Annotated in this window: 14 protein-coding genes and 2 tRNA genes; 10 read left to right on the top strand and 6 right to left on the bottom strand. The window is 62.9% G+C overall.

Going from position 1 to position 19,264, the window contains the following annotated elements; all coding sequences use genetic code 11:
* Window positions 1–2: 2 nt before the first annotated feature.
* Window positions 3–1,199, bottom strand: a complete 1,197-nt coding sequence (metC, locus tag ILT44_RS03840; protein ID WP_204238247.1) for a cystathionine beta-lyase — start codon at window positions 1,197–1,199, stop codon at window positions 3–5.
* 230 nt (window positions 1,200–1,429) lie between these two features.
* Between metC and ILT44_RS03835 the strand changes: the two genes are divergently transcribed.
* From ILT44_RS03835 to ILT44_RS03820, 4 genes are all read left to right on the top strand, one after another.
* Complete coding sequence (locus tag ILT44_RS03835) at window positions 1,430–2,449, top strand: amino acid ABC transporter substrate-binding protein (RefSeq protein WP_204238246.1); 1,020 nt, start codon at window positions 1,430–1,432, stop codon at window positions 2,447–2,449.
* Between the two features lie 136 nt (window positions 2,450–2,585).
* Window positions 2,586–3,788, top strand: coding sequence for an amino acid ABC transporter permease (locus tag ILT44_RS03830; RefSeq protein ID WP_204238245.1), 1,203 nt, complete (start codon window positions 2,586–2,588; stop codon window positions 3,786–3,788).
* 8 nt (window positions 3,789–3,796) lie between these two features.
* Complete coding sequence (locus ILT44_RS03825; RefSeq protein ID WP_204238244.1) at window positions 3,797–5,116, top strand: amino acid ABC transporter permease; 1,320 nt, start codon at window positions 3,797–3,799, stop codon at window positions 5,114–5,116.
* 75 nt (window positions 5,117–5,191) lie between these two features.
* On the top strand, window positions 5,192–5,908 hold the full coding sequence (locus ILT44_RS03820; RefSeq protein WP_372441129.1) for an amino acid ABC transporter ATP-binding protein: 717 nt from the start codon (window positions 5,192–5,194) through the stop codon (window positions 5,906–5,908).
* A gap of 197 nt (window positions 5,909–6,105) precedes the next feature.
* On the opposite strand, the gene sseA is transcribed toward ILT44_RS03820, so the two are convergent.
* From sseA to ILT44_RS03800, 4 genes are all read right to left on the bottom strand, one after another.
* A complete protein-coding gene (sseA, locus tag ILT44_RS03815; RefSeq protein WP_204238242.1) occupies window positions 6,106–6,960 on the bottom strand; it encodes a 3-mercaptopyruvate sulfurtransferase in 855 nt (284 codons plus the stop codon).
* A gap of 25 nt (window positions 6,961–6,985) precedes the next feature.
* Window positions 6,986–7,708 carry an alanyl-tRNA editing protein gene (locus ILT44_RS03810; protein WP_204238241.1) on the bottom strand — a complete coding sequence of 241 codons (723 nt, stop codon included), beginning with the start codon at window positions 7,706–7,708 and terminating at the stop codon, window positions 6,986–6,988.
* 104 nt (window positions 7,709–7,812) lie between these two features.
* Complete coding sequence (locus ILT44_RS03805) at window positions 7,813–9,294, bottom strand: cryptochrome/photolyase family protein (RefSeq protein WP_204238240.1); 1,482 nt, start codon at window positions 9,292–9,294, stop codon at window positions 7,813–7,815.
* A gap of 86 nt (window positions 9,295–9,380) precedes the next feature.
* Window positions 9,381–9,455 (bottom strand) — tRNA-Asn (locus tag ILT44_RS03800).
* Between the two features lie 212 nt (window positions 9,456–9,667).
* Here ILT44_RS03800 and ILT44_RS03795 point away from each other — a divergent pair.
* The 5 genes from ILT44_RS03795 (at window position 9,668) to ILT44_RS03775 (ending at window position 15,544) form a co-directional block, all read left to right on the top strand.
* Window positions 9,668–9,741: transfer RNA gene (locus ILT44_RS03795), tRNA-Cys, on the top strand.
* A 23-nt stretch (window positions 9,742–9,764) separates the two neighbouring features.
* Complete coding sequence (locus tag ILT44_RS03790) at window positions 9,765–10,427, top strand: protein-L-isoaspartate O-methyltransferase family protein (RefSeq protein ID WP_239467897.1); 663 nt, start codon at window positions 9,765–9,767, stop codon at window positions 10,425–10,427.
* 240 nt (window positions 10,428–10,667) lie between these two features.
* The gene (locus ILT44_RS03785; RefSeq protein ID WP_239467896.1) at window positions 10,668–12,032 is read left to right on the top strand and encodes a TolC family outer membrane protein; all 1,365 of its coding nucleotides are present in this window, start codon (window positions 10,668–10,670) and stop codon (window positions 12,030–12,032) included.
* Window positions 12,033–12,152: 120 nt separating this feature from the next.
* Window positions 12,153–12,746, top strand: coding sequence for a PopZ family protein (locus ILT44_RS32170; protein WP_372441128.1), 594 nt, complete (start codon window positions 12,153–12,155; stop codon window positions 12,744–12,746).
* Window positions 12,747–12,835: 89 nt separating this feature from the next.
* Window positions 12,836–15,544, top strand: coding sequence for a valine--tRNA ligase (locus tag ILT44_RS03775; RefSeq protein WP_204238237.1), 2,709 nt, complete (start codon window positions 12,836–12,838; stop codon window positions 15,542–15,544).
* Window positions 15,545–15,674: 130 nt separating this feature from the next.
* Here the strand turns inward: ILT44_RS03775 and ILT44_RS03770 are convergent, their stop codons facing one another.
* Window positions 15,675–17,021: an Nramp family divalent metal transporter gene (locus ILT44_RS03770; protein WP_204238236.1), complete on the bottom strand. Its 1,347-nt coding sequence runs from the start codon at window positions 17,019–17,021 to the stop codon at window positions 15,675–15,677.
* 228 nt (window positions 17,022–17,249) lie between these two features.
* Here ILT44_RS03770 and ILT44_RS03765 point away from each other — a divergent pair, with 228 nt between their 5' ends.
* Window positions 17,250–19,226 carry an acetyl/propionyl/methylcrotonyl-CoA carboxylase subunit alpha gene (locus tag ILT44_RS03765; protein ID WP_204238235.1) on the top strand — a complete coding sequence of 659 codons (1,977 nt, stop codon included), beginning with the start codon at window positions 17,250–17,252 and terminating at the stop codon, window positions 19,224–19,226.
* Window positions 19,227–19,264: the final 38 nt, after the last annotated feature.

The following is a 19,264-nucleotide window of genomic DNA, read 5'->3' as shown; positions in this document are numbered from 1 at the left end:
GATCAGGCGGCGCGGGTATCCGCCTCCCGAAGGCGGGCAAAGCCGGCATCGAGATCCCGCTTTAGATCGTCCAGATCCTCCAGCCCGATATGAAAGCGCAACGAGTGGCCGCCAGGCTCCCAGCGGGTCGCGGTGCGGTAGCTGGCGCAGTTGAACGGAATCACGAGGCTCTCGAACCCACCCCAGGAATAACCCATGCCGAACAGGGCAAGCCCGTCGAGCATATTGGCCAGAGCTTGATCCGAGCATGACTTGAGAATGATCGAGAACAGGCCCGAGGAGCCTTTGAAGTCCCGCTTCCAGATCTCGTGGCCCTGATAGCTCTCGAGCGCCGGGTGCAGCACCTGTGCCACCTCGGGACGGGCCTGCAGCCAGCGGGCCATATCCAAGGCCTGCTTCTCGTGTTCCCGAAGGCGCAGCGCCATGGAGCGCAGTCCCCTCAAACCTAGAAAGACGTCTTCCGGCCCTGGACACATGGCGAAGGAATCGTAAGCGTCGCGCAGGGCCTTGAAGCATCGCTCGTTGGCCGAGACCATGCCGAGCAGCAGGTCGGAGCCGCCGCTCAGATACTTGGTGCCAGCCTCGATGGCGATGTCCACGCCGCGCTCGTGAGGCGGAAAGAGCAGGGGTGTCGCCCAGGTATTGTCCATGAGGACTACCGCGCCATGCCGGTGTGCCACCTCGGCGATGGCAGGAATGTCCTGCATCTCCAGAGATTGCGATCCAGGGGCCTCCGTGAACACGGCTGTGGTGTTCGGACGGAGCAGAGTCTCGATTCCGGCACCGATCCGGGGATCGTAATAGGTGGTTTCCACACCAAATTTCTTGAGCATCCCATTGCAGAAATGCCGCGTCGGCAAGTAGACCGAATCCGTCATCAGCAGGTGGTCGCCAGCCTTGAGGCAGGACATGAGAGCCACGGTAACGGCAGCCAAGCCCGACGGCGCCAGCACCGTTCCTGCTGCACCGGACAGTTCCGTCCAGGCCGTCTCAAGGGAATTCGTGGTCGGAGTCCCTTTCGTTCCGTAGGAATAACGCCCGCGCCGATGAAGTAAGTCATCGGTCGTAGGGTAGAGGACCGTGGATCCGCGATAGATCGGCGTATTCACGAATCCGTGCTGCTCGAAGGGCTCCCGGCCGGCATGGACGAGGCGGGTGCGTTCTGAGACGTTGTGGGGCTTTGGGGGGAGTTTTGACATCGCTTCAAGGGCTTGCTGAGGAGGTCTCGATCTGAAACCGCGCAGCCTCTGCCGTCAAGTCAGGCACGAAATGCCTTCCATCAAGACTTGACCAGTGATCAATCATTGAATTTGATGGATTTCGATGCCGTCTCGACCGAGGCGGCGCGGAACGGTCTAACCGGGACTCGGCTGGGGGCTATATCCAGGATCCGTCGAGTCATGTGGAACTATTGGGAGAAGATACAAACATGAAAAAGGCTCTCGTATCGATTGCCTTCGGCCTGACGGCCAGCCTGTTCGCCACGGGCGCCTCGGCCCAGGCGACGCTCAACAGCGTCAAGCAGAAGGGCTTTCTGACCTGCGGTTCGAATACCGGCCTCGCCGGCTTCGGCCAGCCGGACGCCCAGGGTAGCTGGACCGGTCTCGACGTCGATCTCTGCCGCGCCATTGCGGCCGCCATCTTCGACGATCCGACCAAGGTTCGCTACATCCCGCTCGCCGCCAAGGACCGCTTCACGGCGCTTCAGTCGGGCGAGGTGGACGTCCTGTCCCGCAACTCGACCATGACGATGTCGCGCGACACGCAGCTCGGCCTCGACTTCCCGGCCATCAACTACTTCGACGGCCAGGGCTTCATGGTCCGCAAGAAGCTCGGCGTCTCCTCCGCCAAGGAGCTGAACGGCGCCTCGATCTGCACCCAGCAGGGCACCACGACCGAGCTGAACCTCGCCGACTACTTCCGTGCCAACAACCTGAAGTACGAAGTGGTGGCCTTCGCGACCTCGGACGAAACCTTCAAGGCCTATGACGCCGGCCGCTGCGACGCTTTCACCACCGACGCCTCCGGCCTCTATGCCGAGCGTCTGCGCGCCTCGGCTCCGGACGACCATATCGTTCTGCCCGAGATCATCTCCAAGGAGCCGCTTGGCCCTGCAGTGCGCCACGGCGACAACAACTGGGGCGACATCGTCCGCTGGACCCACATGGCCATGCTGAACGCAGAAGAGCTCGGCGTGACCAAGGCCAATGTCGACCAGATGAAGACCTCCGACAACCCGGAGATCAAGCGCCTGCTCGGCACCGAGGGCAAGTTCGGCGAGGCCATCGGCCTGCCCAATGACTGGGCCGTCCGAATCGTCAAGCACGTGGGCAACTACGGCGAGTCCTTCGAGAAGAACGTCGGCGAAGGCTCGCGCCTGAAGATCAAGCGCGGCCAGAATGCGCTCTGGACCAAGGGCGGCCTGCAATACGGCATCCCGGTTCGCTAAGCCTACCCAAGAACAGGGCGCCCGGTGATCCGGGCGCCCTTCAAGAATCGTGCAAGAACAAAAAGCATGCCGCTTGACCCCGGCCACGAACAGGGGAGGACGGCCGGAAATCAAGCGTCGTCAGAGGATAAACTCAGTGCAGACCGCTGTCAGCCAGACATCGCCCCCCAAGAAATCGTTTCTATACGATCCGAAGGTTCGCGGAATTTTCTATCAGGTCGTTCTCGTCGCCGCGATCATCTTCCTGTTCTATGTGGCCGCGACCAATGCCATCGAGAACCTGCAGCGCGCCAAGATCGCCTCAGGCTTCGGCTTCCTCAACAATACGGCCGGCTTCGACATCAGCCAGACCCTGATTCAGTTCAGTGCGGCCGGCGGCACCTATGGCGATGCCTTCATCGTCGGCCTTCTCAACACCCTTATCGTTTCAGCCATCGGCATTTTCTTCACGACCTTTCTCGGCTTCCTGATCGGCATCTCCCGCCTGTCCAAGAACTGGATGGTCGCGAAGGTCGCCATGGTCTATGTCGAGGTCCTGCGCAACATCCCGCTGCTGGTCCAGCTCCTGTTCTGGTACATCGCGGTGCTCGGCGCTCTGCCGCAGCCGCGCAACTCCCTCGAAATGGGCGCCGGCTTCTATCTGAATTCCCGCGGCCTGTTCATGGCCAAGCCGCTCTATGCATCCAATATCTCGATCCTTCTCACGGTCCTCGCGATCGGGCTGGTCGGCACATTCGTCTATCGCCGTTGGGCCAGGAAGCAGCAGGAACAGACCGGCCGGCAATATCCCGTCGGCAAGGTGACGCTCGCTCTGGTGCTTGGCCTACCGATCCTGACCTGGATCGTGCTTGCCCTCGTCGGTGCCAATCCCATCTCCTTCGAGTTGCCGCGCAAGGGCACGTTCAACCTGACGGGCGGCATGCAGATCCTGCCGGAATTCGTGGCGCTGCTTCTCGGTCTTGTGACCTATACGGCGGCTTTCATCGCCGAGGTCGTCCGCGCCGGCATCCTCGCCGTGTCGAAGGGGCAGACGGAAGCCGCGGGCTCCCTCGGACTCACCCCGGGCCAGACCCTGCGCCTCGTGGTGATCCCGCAGGCCATGCGCGTCATCATTCCGCCGCTGACGAGCCAGTATCTGAATCTGACGAAGAACTCGTCCCTGGCTGTCGCCATCGGCTATCCAGACCTCGTTCAGGTCTTCATGGGAACCGTGCTCAACCAGACGGGTCAGGCCATCGAGGTCGTGGTCATCACCATGGGCGTCTATCTCACGATCAGCCTGCTGACATCGTTCATCATGAACATCTACAACCGCCGTGTGGCGATCGTCGAACGGTAGGAGATCCTATGAGCACCGCCGTCGATATGCCCCGTTTCGTCCGTGCCAAGCAGGTGGAGGCGCTGCCTCCGCCCAATCTGGCCCGCGGCCCCATTGCCTGGGTTCGGCAGAACCTGTTTTCAGGTCCGTTCAACACGATCCTGACGCTGGTGGTCTTCTACCTCCTGTATGTCAGCGTCCCGCCGCTCCTGAAATTCCTGATCATCGATGCGGTCTGGACCGGCAGCGACCGGGCAGCCTGCCGCGCCGATACGGGCGGCAGCGAGAGCGGGGCCTGCTGGGCCTTCATCTGGGACAAGCTCAACTACTTCATCTACGGCTCCTACACGATATCCGAGCGCTGGCGGGTGAACATCTTCTTCGCTCTTCTCGCCATCGGCGTCGTCTGGCTGCTGTGGCTGAGGGCTCCGCGCCGGGATCTGGGAGCAGTCTATTTCTTCTGGATCTTCCCGATCGTCTCCTACATCCTGCTGACGGGTGGCAATGCCAGTTTCAGCGGCCGCTTCTGGGCCGGCTTTGCGATCCTTGGTGCGCTCGTGATCGCATTGTTTGCCTTCTTCGCCGCGCTGCTCAAGACCGCAATGCGTCCGGCACTCATCATGGCTGGCGCCATCGTCGCGGTAATCGGCATCACCTTGGCGCTCATCGACGTCGATTTCGGCCTTGCTCATGTGCCGACGTCTCTGTGGGGCGGCATTCTCGTGACCCTGCTGGTGGCGACGGTCGGCATCGTGGTCTCGCTCCCCTTCGGCATCCTGCTGGCCCTCGGACGCCGCTCAAGGCTGCCGATCGTGCGGATGGCGTCGGTGATTTTCATCGAGTTCGTGCGCGGCGTGCCGCTGATCACGGTGCTGATCATGGCGAACACCATGCTGCCGCTGTTCCTGCCGGGCGACATGACGGTGGACCGCCTGCTGCGGCCGCTCATCGGCACTGCCCTCTTCGCCTCCGCCTACATGGCCGAGGTCGTGCGCGGCGGCCTGCAGGCCATGCCGAAGGGTCAGTATGAGGGCGCGATGTCGCTCGGCTTGAACTATCCGCAGATGATGACCCTCATCATTCTGCCGCAGGCCCTGCGGATCGTGATCCCAGGCATCGTGAACACCTTTATCGGTCTGTTCAAGGATACTTCGCTGGTGGCGATCGTCGGCATTTTCGATCTGGTCAAGACCATCGAGGCCTCGCGCATCGATCCGAACTGGGCTGCCCCCACCATCGGCATCACAGGCTATGCCTTCGCAGCCCTGTTCTACTTCATCTTTTGCTTTGGCATGTCACGGTATTCGCTCGGGGTCGAGCGGCGCCTTGCAGCTGGTCAGAAACGGTAAACACCCATGGCAACGACAATGTCAGCTCAACAAATTCCCGCCTCGGTCGATCCTCAGGTTCAGCCTGCGATCCAGATGGTTGATGTTCACAAGTGGTACGGCGACTTTCACGTGCTGCGGGACATCAACCTGAACGTCCGCCGCGGCGAACGTATCGTTATCTGCGGCCCTTCGGGCTCGGGCAAGTCCACGATGATCCGCTGCATCAATCGCCTTGAGGAGCACCAGAAGGGCCGCATCATCGTCGACGGTGTCGAGCTGCTCGACGACCTCAAGCGCATCGACGAGGTGCGCCGGGATGTCGGCATGGTGTTCCAGCACTTCAACCTCTTCCCGCATCTGACGATCCTGGAGAACTGCACCCTGGCGCCGATCTGGGTGAAGAAGATGCCCAAGAGGGAGGCTGAAGAGGTTGCCATGCACTATCTGACCCGGGTCAAGATCCCGGAGCAGGCCAACAAGTATCCGGGCCAGCTCTCGGGCGGCCAACAGCAGCGCGTGGCGATTGCCCGCTCCCTGTGCATGAGCCCGAAGATCATGCTGTTCGATGAGCCGACTTCGGCGCTCGATCCTGAGATGGTCAAGGAGGTGCTCGACACCATGGTTGGCCTGGCGGAAGAGGGCATGACTATGCTGTGCGTGACGCACGAGATGGGCTTTGCCCGTCAGGTGGCGGACCGGGTGATCTTCATGGATTACGGGCAGATCGTGGAGATGAACACGCCCGACGAGTTCTTCCGCAACCCGCAGCACGAACGCACCCGGCTCTTCCTGTCCCAGATCCTCCACTGAGGCGGATCCCGCGAGATGCAACAATGGCACCGAGCTGGCTCGGGGCCATTGTTGTTTCGGTTGGGTGTTCATCCTCGCGCCATGGCCGGGCTTGTCCCGGCCATCCCGATGCGGTGAATCAATGTGCCTCCCTGATCGGGATCACCGGCACAAGGTCGGTGATGACGAAAGGCTATTCGCAGCCAAGATCGGCTTGACTAGCCCGTCTTCCCCGGTCCCGTCTCCACCGGCAGATCGTCCCGTGCACCCCATTCGGCCCAGGAGCCGTCATAGATCGCCTTGATCGGCCGCCCGGCCACCTCGAAGGCCACACCGAGGATAGCGGCCGAAACGCCGGAACCGCAGCTCGTGATCACCGGCTGGTCGGGGTCGATCCCTGCGTCGGTCAGCGCCTTCTCGAGACCTGCCTTGTCCTTCAGCCGGCCGTTTTCGACGATCCGGTCGAAGGGCAGGTTGAGGCTCCCCGGAATGTGCCCCATGCGAAGGCCGGGGCGCGGCTCGGGCGCCTCGCCCCTGAAACGCTCCGCGGGGCGCGCATCGACCACCTGAGCCGCCTTCGATTGGAGCGCCTCCTGCACGGCTGAGGCATCCGCAACGACGGAAGCGTCGAAGGAGGGCTTGAAGGTTCGTGCGGGACGGGGCCTTTCCGGTCCGGTCTCGACGGGTCGACCCTCCGCCTTCCAGGCGGGAAAGCCGCCCTCGAGAATCGATACGTTGCGCGCGCCGAAGACCTGAAACGTCCAGCGGACGCGGGGTGCCGAGAACAGACCCGCGCCATCGTAGACGACGATGGTCATGTCTTCGCTGATTCCCATCGACCCGACGGTCTTCGCGAAGCTCTCCGGCGAGGGCAGCATGTGGGGCAGGGAGGACGAGGTGTCCTTCACGGCGTCGAGGTCGAAGCGCACTGCGCCGGGAATGTGGCCTGACAGGTACTCGACCTGCGGATCCCGGTTCTGCGTGGGCAAATACCAGGAGCCGTCCACGACCACGAGGTTCGGATCGTTCAGGTGTTCCTGCAGCCAGGCGGCCGACACGAAGGGCTGGGACATGAGCATTTCCTTGAAATGAATGGATCTAATCAGCGAGGGACAGGCGAACGCGGCGGTTCTGCTTTCCCTTCTTCTCGATGTCGGTGATCACGACGGATCCGATCTCAGCCGTACGCCGAACATGGGTGCCGCCGCAGGGCTGGAGATCGATGCCCTCGATCTCCACGAGGCGCACCCGGCCGGACCCGCGTGGAGGTTTCACCGACATAGTCTTGACCAGTCCGGGATTGGCATCGAGCTCCTCATCGGTGATCCAACGCTCGGTGACCGGTGCATCCCGCGCAATCAGGTCGTTCAGCTTGTCCGAGATATCGACCTTGTCGAGGCCCGCATCCGGGATGTCGAAATCGAGCCGTCCGTCGCCGTCGCCGATCGAGCCGCCGGTGACAGGGTAGGGCAAGACTACGCTCAGGAGATGAAGGGCCGTGTGGACGCGCATGCGCCTGAGGCGCCGCGGCCAATCGAGATGCAGGGTCACGGCTTCGCCTTCGGCCAACCGGGAAGCTGCGTCTGGCCCGACCAGATGCGCGACCTGCGAGCGGTCCGCGGCATAAACGGTGTTGGTGACCTCGATCCTTTCGCCATCGGCCCTCACGAGAGCGCCCACGTCTCCCGGCTGTCCTCCGCCCTGGGCGTAGAACACCGTCCGGTCGAGAATGACGCCGCCCTCCGGCGTGGTTCCGAGAACCCGTGCTTCGCAAGAGGTGGCATAGGCATCGTCGCGGAACAGAAGCGTCGTAGCGGTCATGAGCGTCTCAATGTTTGTCGGGGCAGGGCAACCCCTTTCGGAAAGGCAGGGGCGATGCTGACGGCAAGCGGCTCGGCGGGTCAAGTCGCTTCCTTCGCCGGATGTCAGGCAATGGGCTCAGCCGTCAGGCCGCGCAGGCTGCGGAAAGCCTCCAGGGCGCGTTCCCGGGCAGGGCCGTGCGGAACGATGGGCCTGGGGTAGGTATCCCCCAGGCCGACACCGGCTTCACGGAGCATGCTGGGCGGAGCCTCCCATGGCTTGTGGATGAAGGCGGCAGGCAGTTCTGACAGCTCGGGCACATGGGTTCGAACGTAGGACCCGTCAGGATCGAATTTCTCGCCCTGTGCGACCGGATTGAAAATCCGGTGAAACGGGGCCGAGTCCGGGCCGGAACCTGCAATCCACTGCCAGCTGAAGGCATTGTTGGCCGCGTCCGCATCGACCAGGGTATCCCAGAACCAGCGCTCACCCTCCCGCCAGTCGGTGAGCAGGTGTTTTACCAGGAAAGACGCCACGATCATCCGCACCCGATTATGCATCCAGCCCGTCTGCCAGAGCTGGCGCATGCCGGCATCCACGATAGGGTAGCCGGTGAGCCCCTTCCGCCAGGCTCTGATGGCGACGTGATCATCGATCCAGGGGAAGCTTTCGAACCTGCTGCTGTGCGGCTTGTCCGGCAGGTGCGGATGTTCGTGGAGCAGCTGGTAGGTGAAGTCGCTCCAGACGATCTCGCTTAAGAATTTTTCCGCATCCTGTTCCAGATCCGGCCGGCGTGCGACCGCTGCCATGACCGCATGCCAGACCTGCCGGGGGCCGATCTCCCCGAAGCGCAGATGTGGTGACAGGCGAGATGTTCCATCACGGCCGGGGCGATCACGGTCGTCCATGTAGCCTTTCAGCCCCGCCTCGAGAAAACGCGCGAGCTTGTCCCGGGCGGCCCGCTCGCCTGGCTGCCATTCCTGCCTTAACCCTCCGGCCCAGTCGGGCGATGAAGGCTCAAGGCCGAGTTCGTGCAGGGAGGCCACTTCATCGGGAGATGTCTCAGGCCAGATGCCGCCTTGCAACGTCCGAGGTGCCGGAAGCGGTGCCTTGATGGCCCTTGTCCTTACAGCCCGCAGGTAGGGAGTGAAGACCTGAAACGGCTTCCCGGCTTGGTTCACGATCTCCCACGGTTCGTGCAGGAGGCGGCCATTGAAGCTGTGAGCCTTGATGCCGCGATCCATCAGGTGCTTCTTGATCATGCTGTCCAGGGCGATCTCGGACGCGCCATAGCGGCGGTTCCAGTAGATCGCGGAGGCGCCGGTCGCCTGGACCAGTTTGTCGACGATTAGAGGAGCGGAGCCTCTCAGGATCAGCAGATTGGAGCCAACCCGCTTCAAGGCGTTTCCGAGCGCCTTGAGCGATCCATAAAGCCACCATCGAGCCGCACCTCCAAGCGGTCGGATTCCCTCCGAGACTTCATCCAGTATGTAAAAACATAGAACCTGCGAACCGGTTGCCGCGGCAGCCGAAAGGGCAGGGTTGTCGGTCAGACGATGATCGTCGCGGAACCAGACGAGAACGGGGGTGTGGGAATCGGTGCTCATGGCGGCACCATACAGCTACGCTTCAAGAGTACGACGTGATGTGTCGTGCAGATCGACAGATTTTGATCAGATGAGTGAAGAAAGGTTGGCTCCGGCGGTAGGATTCGAACCTACGACCAACGGATTAACAGTCCGCTGCGCTACCGCTGCGCCACGCCGGAATAAGCCTAACCTTACGAAGAAGCTGAAAACAGGAGCTTCTTGAGCGCCGTGGTGTCTTCAAGGACCGTACCCCGGCGAGGTGGGAGGCATATAGCACGGGTTTCGACCGTTGCAAGCCCCTTGTTGACGCGCGGGAGTTGAAAAGGGGCTGTTGCTCTTTGGGGGGACGCTTGCTATGGAGCACCCGTCGCGTTCGCGGCACGCCCCGGATGGCCTCGTGGCGGAGTGGTTACGCAGAGGACTGCAAATCCTTGCACCCCGGTTCGATTCCGGGCGAGGCCTCCAACAAGTTTCTAAAGGCACTGTCGATGGTCGATTTCGCTCAAGCGCGCCGTATCATGGTTGATGGCCAGCTGCGCACTTTCGATGTGAATGACATGCCCCTTCTCGATGCCATGGATACCGTTCCGCGCGAGCATTTCGTGCTCCCGGGCCGTGAAGAGCTGGCCTATATCGACCAGGACATTCTCGTCAGCGACGGCGCCGAGCTCCGCTACATGCTGTCTCCGATGATCCTGGGACGCATGATCCAGGCCCTCGGGATCAAGGCGGGCGAGCGGGTTCTCGATGTGGCCTGCGGCCGCGGCTACGCTTCGGCGGTGTTCCGTGATCTGGGGGCGCAGGTGACGGCGCTCGAATCCGACGAGACCTTGGCCGCTGCGGCGCGACAGAGCCTCAACGCCGCCGGTGCAGGCGATGTTGTGGTCGTGGCGGGTCCTCTCGATCAGGGGCATGCGGGCAACGCCCCCTATGATGCCATTCTCGTCAACGGAGCCGTGGAGATCCGCCCCGATGCGCTGCTCCAGCAACTGGCCGAAGGCGGCCGTCTGGTCTGCGTGATAGGCAGGGGGCGCGCTGCCCGTGCAACCCTTTATGTCCGCTCGGGCAATGCCTTCGGCGAACGCGCCCTGTTCGAGGCTGCGGCCCCCTTGCTGGCAGCCTTCGTTCAGACTCCCGGCTTCACGTTCTAATCCTTTCTGAATCCTTAAATTCCTCGGTTAAGAGTGTCGCTTTTTTGCGCCACTCCTGCATTAAAATGGAATCGATGCCTGCGCCTTGTTGCCGACTCGGTTCCGTTGGGTATTGTTTCGCTTGAGTCGGACTGGTTTCTGAAAGTGGCGTTTTTGGCGGGGGGACCGCTTTGGATCGCTAGGCAGGTGCGCGTGAACGAAAAGCATTCCAAAAAGACGTACCGCTTGCTCTTTGGGGCCATGACCTCGGCCTTCGTGTTGATGGGCGCCAGCGGTTCGTCTGCCGAGACCCTGGAAAGCGCTTTGTCGCGCGCCTATGGCAACAACCCCGATTTGAATGCCCAGCGGGCTGGCGTGCGTGTCAGGGACGAGGATGTCGCTCAGGCGAAATCGGGCTACCGGCCCCGAATTAACGGCACAGCGGATATCGGCCGGACCTTTACGGATGCCGATACTGGCAGGCCAAGGACTGTTTTCGGCGGAGGAAGCAGCATCAGTCGCCTGACCCCCCGCGGGTTCGGCGTCGAGATCACCCAGCCCATTTTCGATGGGTTCCAGACCAGCAACCGCGTCCGCGCCGCCGAGTCCGGTGTGCTCGGCTCCCGCGAAACCTTGAATACCACCGAGCAGGGCGTGCTGCTCGATGCCGCGACCGCCTATATGGATGTGCTGCGGGATACGGCCATTCTCGATCTGCAGCGCAACAACGTCGAGGTGATCGATGAGCAGCTGAGGCAGACGCGGGACCGCTTCAATGTCGGCGAGGTCACCCGGACTGACGTCGCCCAGGCTGAGGCCCGCTTGGCCGCCTCCCGGTCCGAGGCAAGCCTGGCCGAGGCCAATCTGCGTAACAGCATCGCCGTCTATCGCCAGGTTGTCGGCGTCGACCCGCAGCAGCTGGCACCGGGACGGCCTCTGGACAGCCTGACCCCACGCAGCGTCGATGCCGCCGTGAAGATCGCTTTGAACGAGCATCCGGCAATTAAGGCCCGGCAGCATGCCGTGGATGTGGCCGAGCTGCAGGTCAAGGTCGCCCAGGGGGCGCTTGCGCCGCAACTGGGCGTGGCCGGCGCGGTCGACCAGCGCTATGACCGCCAGACGGAAGGGGACTCTGCGCTGTCTGCTTCCGTTGTCGCCCGGCTGACCGTTCCGATCTACGAGGGCGGGCAGGCCTATGCGGCCACACGGCAGGCCAAGGAAGAGGCAGGCCAGCGCCGTCTCGAGGCCGATTCCGTGCGCGATCAGGTCCGCGCCGCCGTACAATCCTCCTGGGCTCGCCTCGAGGCGGCCCGCGCGCAGATCCAAGCCGCCCAGGCGCAGATCGATGCCGCCGAGACGGCCCTCAGTGGTGTTCGCGAGGAGGCCCGGGTCGGCCAGCGCACGACCCTCGACGTTCTGAATGCGCAGCAGGAACTCCTGACCGCCCGCGTCAATCTCATCCAGGCTCAGCGCGATCGCGTGGTCGCCTCCTATAGCCTCGTCAACGCCATGGGACGGCTGAACTCCCGTGCGCTAGCCCTGAAGGTGAATCACTACAGCCCGAAGATTCACTACGATCAGGTCAAGGATCTTTGGATCGGAACGTCGACGCCGGATGGTCGTTGATAAGATCCGGGGCCAGAACTTTTTAGTTCTGGCCCCGCTTGTTTTCTTAAATGGTGAGTAAAATACTTAACGAACATTCATCAGAATGTGATTCTTAGAGTTTTTGATTTGGATGCGGCTATGGGTTCAACGAGCCTGAAAGTTAATGAGCCATCGATGGAAGACATATTGGCTTCCATCCGGCGTATCATCTCCGACGATCAGGAGGAGCCGCAGCCCTCCGAGTTCCAGGAGCCAAGTACTTCCCCTTTGCAGAACGTGCTCGACATCGCAGAGCTTCATGTGTCGCCGCTTCTCGGCACCATGCCCAACGAGCCGGTTCTTGGGCGATGGAACCGTGGCGAAGTCTCGTTCGACGATTCTTCTCCCAAGGATGAAGCCGACCTGGATGTGCAGGCTTTCAGCGAGCCGGAGAAGCCGGCTTGCGCTCCAATCGTCGTGCCTGAGCCTGTTCTGAAAACGGCGGAAACCGCGGCCATGGTCGAACCGGCGACGGCCGATGCGCTTCTCTCGAGCAAGGCCAGTGCCTCGGTGTCCGGCGCCTTCAACCGGCTGAGCGAGACGGTCAGGCCGGCCCAGCCCCAGACCGTCGAGGACCTGATGAAGGAGATGCTGCGGCCCATGCTGAAGGCATGGCTCGACGACAATCTTCCTTCCTTGGTCGAGCGCCTGGTCCGGGCTGAAATCGAGCGCGTGGCCCGTTGCCGGGGCTAAGATTTTCGCCCCTCTGTTGACTTCAGCCTGTCCGTCCGGTTTGTAGCCGTCTTGCTTGCGCTCCTCGCGCCAACTGGCCGGTATTCATCATGATGGACAAGACGTTCGATCCCTCCGCTGTCGAAGCACGCATTTCCACCCGATGGGAGGAGGCCGAAGCCTTCAAGGCCGGCCGCGAGGATCGCAAGGACGCGGTACCCTACACGATCGTCATTCCGCCGCCGAACGTCACCGGCTCGCTCCATATGGGGCACGCCCTCAACAACACGATCCAGGACATTCTCTGCCGCTTCGAGCGCATGCGGGGCAAGGACGTGCTCTGGCAGCCGGGCATGGACCATGCCGGCATTGCCACCCAGATGGTCGTGGAGCGCCAGCTCGCCGAGCGCCAGATTCAGCGCCGCGACCTCGGCCGTGAGGAATTCGTCAAGCGCGTCTGGGAGTGGAAAGAGGAATCCGGCGGCACCATCGTGCGACAGCTCAAGCGCCTCGGCGCCTCCTGCGACTGGTCGCGCGAGCGCTTCACCATGGACGAGGGCCTGTCCCGCGCCGTGCTGAAGGTCTTCGTTGACCTCTACAAGCAGGGCCTGATCTACAAGGACAAGCGCCTCGTGAACTGGGACCCCAAGTTCCAGACCGCCATTTCCGACCTGGAGGTCATGCAGGTCGAGGTGAAGGGCAATCTCTGGCACATCCGCTATGCCATCGAAGGCATGCCCGACCGCTCGATCACGGTGGCGACGACCCGCCCGGAGACCATGCTTGGCGACGTGGCCGTCGCGGTCCATCCCGAAGACGAGCGGTACAGGGACCTCATCGGCCGGTTCGCCATTCTGCCGCTGGTGGGCCGTCGCATCCCGATCGTCGCGGACGAATATTCCGACCCGGAGAAGGGGACGGGTGCGGTGAAGATCACCCCGGCGCACGACTTCAACGACTTCGAGGTCGGCAAGCGGCACAAGCTGCCGCTCATCAACATCTTCGGCACGGAGGCGCAGCTTGCGCTCGCCGGCAACGAAGACTTCCTCGAAGGGCTCGCGCAGTCGGATGATCTCAAGGCTGTGCTCGCCCTCGACGGCCTTGGCCGGTTCGAGGCGCGCAAGCAGATCGTCGCGATGCTCGAAGAGCGCGAACTCCTCGTCCAGATCGAGCCGCATACCCACACGGTACCGCACGGCGACCGTTCGAACGTGGTGATCGAGCCTTATCTCACGGACCAGTGGTACGTGAATGTGAAGCCGCTGGCAGACCGTGCTCTCGATGTCGTGCGCAAGGGCCAGACAAAGTTCGTGCCGGAGAACTGGGAGAAGACCTATTTCCAGTGGCTCGAGAACATCGAACCCTGGTGCGTCTCGCGCCAGCTCTGGTGGGGCCACCAGATCCCGGCATGGTACGACGATCAGGGCAATGCCTACGTAGCCATGAGCGAAGAGGAGGCACGGGCTGAGGCACGTGCCAAGCACGGCAAGGACGTTGCACTCAAGCGCGACGAGGACGTGCTCGACACCTGGTTCTCGTCCGCTCTGTGGCCGTTCTCGACGCTCGGCTGGCCGGACGATGCGCCGGAGCTCAAGCGCTACTACCCGACCAACACGCTGGTCACGGGCTTCGACATCATCTTCTTCTGGGTTGCCCGCATGATGATGATGGGCCTGCACTTCATGGACGAAGTGCCCTTCGACACGGTCTACATCCACGCCCTCGTCCGCGATGAGAAGGGCGCCAAGATGTCGAAGTCCAAGGGCAACGTCATCGACCCGCTCGACGTGGTGGAGCAATATGGCGCCGATGCCCTGCGCATGACCCTGGCCTCGATGGCTGCGCAGGGACGCGACATCAAGCTCTCCGTCCAGCGCGTGGAGAACTACCGCAACTTCGCCACCAAAATCTGGAACGCGGCGCGCTTCGCCGAGATGAACGAGTGCCGGCGCGTCGACGGCTTCGACCCGAAGACTGTCAAGGAGACGCTCAACAAGTGGGCGCTCAGCGAATGCGCCAAGGCGATCAACGAGGTCTCCGCGGGCATCCAGGCCTACAAGTTCAACGAGGCAGCGCTCGCGGCCTATCGCTTCGTCTGGAACGTGTTCTGCGACTGGACGCTCGAACTCGCCAAGCCCGTGCTGCAAGGCGCGGATTCGGTGGCGAAGACCGAGACCCGCGCGACGATCGCCTTCATCTTCGACGAGATCTGCAAGCTCCTGCACCCGTTCATGCCCTTCCTCACGGAAGAGCTGTGGGCGATCAAGGGCGAGGAAGGTCCGCGGCGTGAAACGATCCTGGCGCTGAGCGCCTGGTCGAACTTGGATCACCTCATCAACGAGCAGGCCGAGGCCGAGATCGGCTGGGTGGTGGACCTCGTCAACGAGATCCGCTCCGCCCGTTCGGAGACGAACGTGCCGGCCGGAGCGCAGATCCCCCTCGCGCTTGTCTCGCCGTCAGCCGACGTGCAGGCCCGCGCCGGACGCTGGGGCGATATCGTGAAGCGCCTCGCGCGCATCTCCGACATCTCCTTCGCGGATTCGGCTCCGAAGAGCTCGATCCAGCTCCTCATCCGCGGCGAGGTGGCGGCCCTGCCGCTGGAGGGCGTGATCGACCTCGATGCTGAGCGCGCACGTCTCGCCAAGGAGATCCAGAAGCTCGATGGGGAAGTGGCGAAGATCGATGCGAAGCTCGGGAATGCCGACTTCATCAGGCGGGCGCCGGAAGAGGTGGTCGAGGAGCAGCGCGAGCGCCGCGAGGAGGCGTTGACCCGCAAGGGCAAGATGGAAGAGGCGCTCGGTCGTTTGAGAGACGTGTAGGGCAGTGCGTTCATACGCTCGTCATCACCGGCCTTGTGCCGGTGATCTCGCTTTGAAAGGCCCAGCGCTCTTCTGATCGCGATGGCCGGGACAAGCCCGGCCATGACATGAGTGGGAAGTTTGGAACCGCTTACCCCGTCACGAAATCGACCAGCAGCTTTACATTCAGGATCACGATGACTGCCGCGACGATGCCTGCGATGGCAGTGAGCCAGCGGGGTGTGACAAGCACTCCCATCTTGGCTTTCGAGGCGGTCATCGTCACGAGCGGGATGACGGCGAAGGGAAGCTGCAGGCTCAGGATCACCTGGCTCAAGATGAGAAGTTTCGCCGTGCCGCTCTCGCCATAGGCGATGGTGACGCCGGCGGCCGGAATGATGGCGATGCCGCGGGTGATGAGGCGGCGCATCCACGGCGCCATCCTGAAGTTGATGAAGCCCTCCATGACGATCTGTCCCGCCATGGTGGCCGTCACCGTGGAATTCAGGCCGCAGCACAAGAGCGACAGTCCGAAGAGCATCGGCGCGATGGCGCTGCCCAGGATCGGCTGGAGAAGGGTGTGCGCCTCGCCGAGCTCGGCAATCTCCGTGCGTCCGGTACCGTGGAAGGCGGCGGCCGCGAGAATAAGCAGGGATGCGTTGATGGTGAGCGCGAACATCAGCGCGATGGTGGAATCGAGGGTTGCGAACCGCAGCGCCTCGCGGCGCTCCTTCACCGTATCGCCATAGGCACGCGTCTGCACGATGCCGGAGTGAAGGTAGAGGTTATGCGGCATCACCGTCGCGCCCAAGATTCCGAGCGCGAGGTAGAGCATGTCCGGATTGGTGACGATCTCGGTGGTCGGTGCAAAGCCGGTGATGACGCCCGACCAGTCCGGATCGGCCATGGCGATCTGGATGCCGAAACAGACCGCAATGACGCCGAGCAGCGTGATGATGAAAGCCTCGACCCAGCGGAAACCGAGATTCTGCAGATAGAGGATCAGGAACACGTCCAGCGCCGTGATGATGACGCCGATCTCCAACGGGATGCCAAAGAGCAGGTTCAGGCCGATGGCCGTGCCGATGACTTCGGCGAGGTCCGTGGCGCAGATGGCGAGTTCCGCCAGCAACCATAAACCCCATGCTATGGGCCTCGGGTAAGCGTCCCGGCAGGCCTGGGCAAGATCGCGGCCGGTGGCGACCGCAAGCCGTGCGCAGAGCGATTGCAGGATGATCGCCATGATATTGGAGATCAGCGCCACCGAGAGCAGCGCGTAGCCGTATTTCGAGCCGCCGGCGAGGGAGGTCGCCCAATTTCCCGGGTCCATATAGCCCACGGCCACCAGATAGCCCGGCCCGAGGAAGGCCGCCGCCCGGCGCCATGCCGAGCCCGGCCGCACCGCGATCGTGCGATTGACCTCCGCTAGGGAAGGCAGGTCCGAGGAGCGCCGCCATGCGGCCTTCTGCACGAGGGAGACGGGAGCCGGCTGATCCATGGTCACTTTCTGCAGTTGCAAATTATTTGCAAAAGAAGGCTAGCGTGGAACAAACGCTGGAGCAAGAGGTGAGTTGCACAAAGTTTCATTTGAAGCCCGGCTCTAACTCCAAAGGACTGTGAGCCTGTTGGAGCAGGGTCTGGTTTGCAGCTTCGCGCGTGACAAGAGGCCCGAGGTTTGCTCTAGGTTGGCCAAAACCCGTACGGAACATTCGAATAAGGGATGGATATGCTCGAGAGTGTCCTGATCGCGAACCGTGGCGAGATCGCGTGCCGTATCATCCGCACTGCCAGGCAGTTGGGAATGCGCACCATCGCTGTCTATTCGGAAGCGGATGCGGAGGCCCTTTTCGTGCAGATGGCGGACGAGGCCCATCTCATCGGCCCGCCGCCCGCCCGTGAGAGCTATCTCCAGATCGACAGGATCATCGAGGTCGCCAAGCGCACCAAGGCCGCCTCCATCCATCCCGGCTACGGCTTCCTGTCCGAGCGGGCCGAATTTGCCGAGGCCTGCGCCAGGAACGGCATCGTCTTCGTCGGCCCGCCTGCCTCCGCCATCAAGGCCATGGGCCTGAAGGATGCGGCCAAGGCCCTCGTGCAGCAGGCCGGCGTTCCGGTTGTACCGGGCTATCACGGCGCCAAGCAGGATCCGGACTTCCTGCGCCAGAAGGCCTACGAGATCGGTTACCCGGTTCTTATCAAGGCCGTTGCGGGCGGCGGCGGCAAAGGCATGCGGCGGGTCGAGAAGGCTGCCGACTTCGACGCGGCGCTCGAGAGCGCGCAGCGGGAGGCATCGAGCGCCTTCGGCGATCCCCGCGTGCTGGTGGAGAAATACATTCTCTCGCCGCGCCATATCGAGATCCAGGTTTTCGCAGACAGCCACGGCAATGTGGTGCATCTCTTCGAACGCGACTGCTCACTCCAGCGCCGCCATCAGAAGGTGATCGAGGAGGCGCCGGCTCCCGGCATGACGCCGGAGATGCGCGAGGTGATGGGTCGGGCTGCCGTCGAGGCTGCCCGCGCGGTCGGTTATGTGGGCGCCGGCACCGTCGAGTTCATCGCCGACGCCCGCGAGGGCCTGCGTCCGGATCGGTTCTACTTCATGGAGATGAATACCCGCCTGCAGGTGGAGCATCCGGTGACGGAGGCCATCACGGGGCTCGACTTGGTGGAACTGCAGTTCCGCGCCGCGTCGGGCGAGACGCTCCCCTTCACGCAAGCGGATCTCACGATCAACGGCCATGCGGTCGAGGCGCGGCTCTATGCGGAGGATCCGGAGAAGGAATTCCTGCCTTCGACAGGCAAGCTCTGGGCGTTGGAATTTCCGGAAGGCGAGGGCATCCGCATCGATACGGGCGTCGAGGCCGGAGCTGACGTGACTCCCTATTATGACCCGATGATTGCGAAAGTCATCGCGCACGGCGAGACGCGCGGGGAGGCCTTGGCGATGCTGGCGGAGGCGCTCGGGCAGACGATCGTTGCCGGTCCGAAGACCAATGCGGCCTTCCTGAAAAAACTCTGCGAGGCGGAAACCTTCAGGGCAGGACAGTTCGATACGGGCTTCATCGACCGCAATCTCGACGCGCTCGGTGTCGGACCTCAGCCACGCGATGACGTCGCCGTCTCGTTCGGCGCCGCGGCGCTTATCTCGCGGGAGATCGAGCGGCTGCGCATGGCCGAACTGCAGAAGAGCGACGAGCCGTCCTCGCCCTGGTCGAACCCGGATGGCTTCCAGCTGCTCGGAACTCGCAGCGTCGGGGTGCCGCTTCTCGTCGATGGCGAGCGGGTCGACGCGCGGGAGGTGTTCAGTGCCGAGCATCACGGTGCAAGCACCGTCGCTGTCGGGACGAGCGATCCTTGGGCCGACGAAGAGATCGATCGGGAGGTCGAGGCGCCGCATGGCGTCTATATCCTGCGCAACGGGCGTCAGACGCTGGTGCAGTCGTACGATCCCTTCGACGTCGATCTCGAGCACATGGACGAAGGCGGTTCGGTGAAGGCGCCGATGCACGGCAAGCTTATCGCCGTCTTCGTGCAACCGGGCGACCGCGTCGAGAAGGGACAGCGCCTTGCCATCGTCGAGGCGATGAAGATGGAACACGTGCTGGTGGCGCCCTCCGACGCCGAGGTGGCGGAGATCGCAGCTGAGCCGGGTGCTCAGGTGGCTGAGGGGGCGCGGTTGATCGTGCTGAAGATGGAAGATTAACCTGCGGCGCATCGCCGGATTTCGGATCCCGCAGGCGC

Source organism: Microvirga arvi (assembly GCF_016892765.1).
GTDB classification, from domain to species: Bacteria; Pseudomonadota; Alphaproteobacteria; order Rhizobiales; family Beijerinckiaceae; genus Microvirga; species Microvirga arvi.
Note: the sequence above shows the minus strand (reverse complement) of the source record. Positions and strands in the feature narration are given on the sequence as shown.

Bases quoted from the DNA above. Each gene is read 5' to 3' on its own strand.
- metC (WP_204238247.1), bottom strand. From the start codon at position 1,199: ATGTCAAAACTCCCCCCAAAGCCCCACAACGTCTCAGAACGCACCCGC.
- ILT44_RS03835 (WP_204238246.1), top strand. From the start codon at position 1,430: ATGAAAAAGGCTCTCGTATCGATTGCCTTCGGCCTGACGGCCAGCCTG.
- ILT44_RS03825 (WP_204238244.1), top strand. From the start codon at position 3,797: ATGAGCACCGCCGTCGATATGCCCCGTTTCGTCCGTGCCAAGCAGGTG.
- ILT44_RS03820 (WP_372441129.1), top strand. From the start codon at position 5,192: ATGGTTGATGTTCACAAGTGGTACGGCGACTTTCACGTGCTGCGGGAC.
- sseA (WP_204238242.1), bottom strand. From the start codon at position 6,960: ATGTCCCAGCCCTTCGTGTCGGCCGCCTGGCTGCAGGAACACCTGAAC.
- ILT44_RS03810 (WP_204238241.1), bottom strand. From the start codon at position 7,708: ATGACCGCTACGACGCTTCTGTTCCGCGACGATGCCTATGCCACCTCT.
- ILT44_RS03805 (WP_204238240.1), bottom strand. From the start codon at position 9,294: ATGAGCACCGATTCCCACACCCCCGTTCTCGTCTGGTTCCGCGACGAT.
- ILT44_RS03790 (WP_239467897.1), top strand. From the start codon at position 9,765: ATGGTCGATTTCGCTCAAGCGCGCCGTATCATGGTTGATGGCCAGCTG.
- ILT44_RS03785 (WP_239467896.1), top strand. From the start codon at position 10,668: ATGACCTCGGCCTTCGTGTTGATGGGCGCCAGCGGTTCGTCTGCCGAG.
- ILT44_RS32170 (WP_372441128.1), top strand. From the start codon at position 12,153: ATGGGTTCAACGAGCCTGAAAGTTAATGAGCCATCGATGGAAGACATA.
- ILT44_RS03775 (WP_204238237.1), top strand. From the start codon at position 12,836: ATGATGGACAAGACGTTCGATCCCTCCGCTGTCGAAGCACGCATTTCC.
- ILT44_RS03770 (WP_204238236.1), bottom strand. From the start codon at position 17,021: ATGGATCAGCCGGCTCCCGTCTCCCTCGTGCAGAAGGCCGCATGGCGG.
- ILT44_RS03765 (WP_204238235.1), top strand. From the start codon at position 17,250: ATGCTCGAGAGTGTCCTGATCGCGAACCGTGGCGAGATCGCGTGCCGT.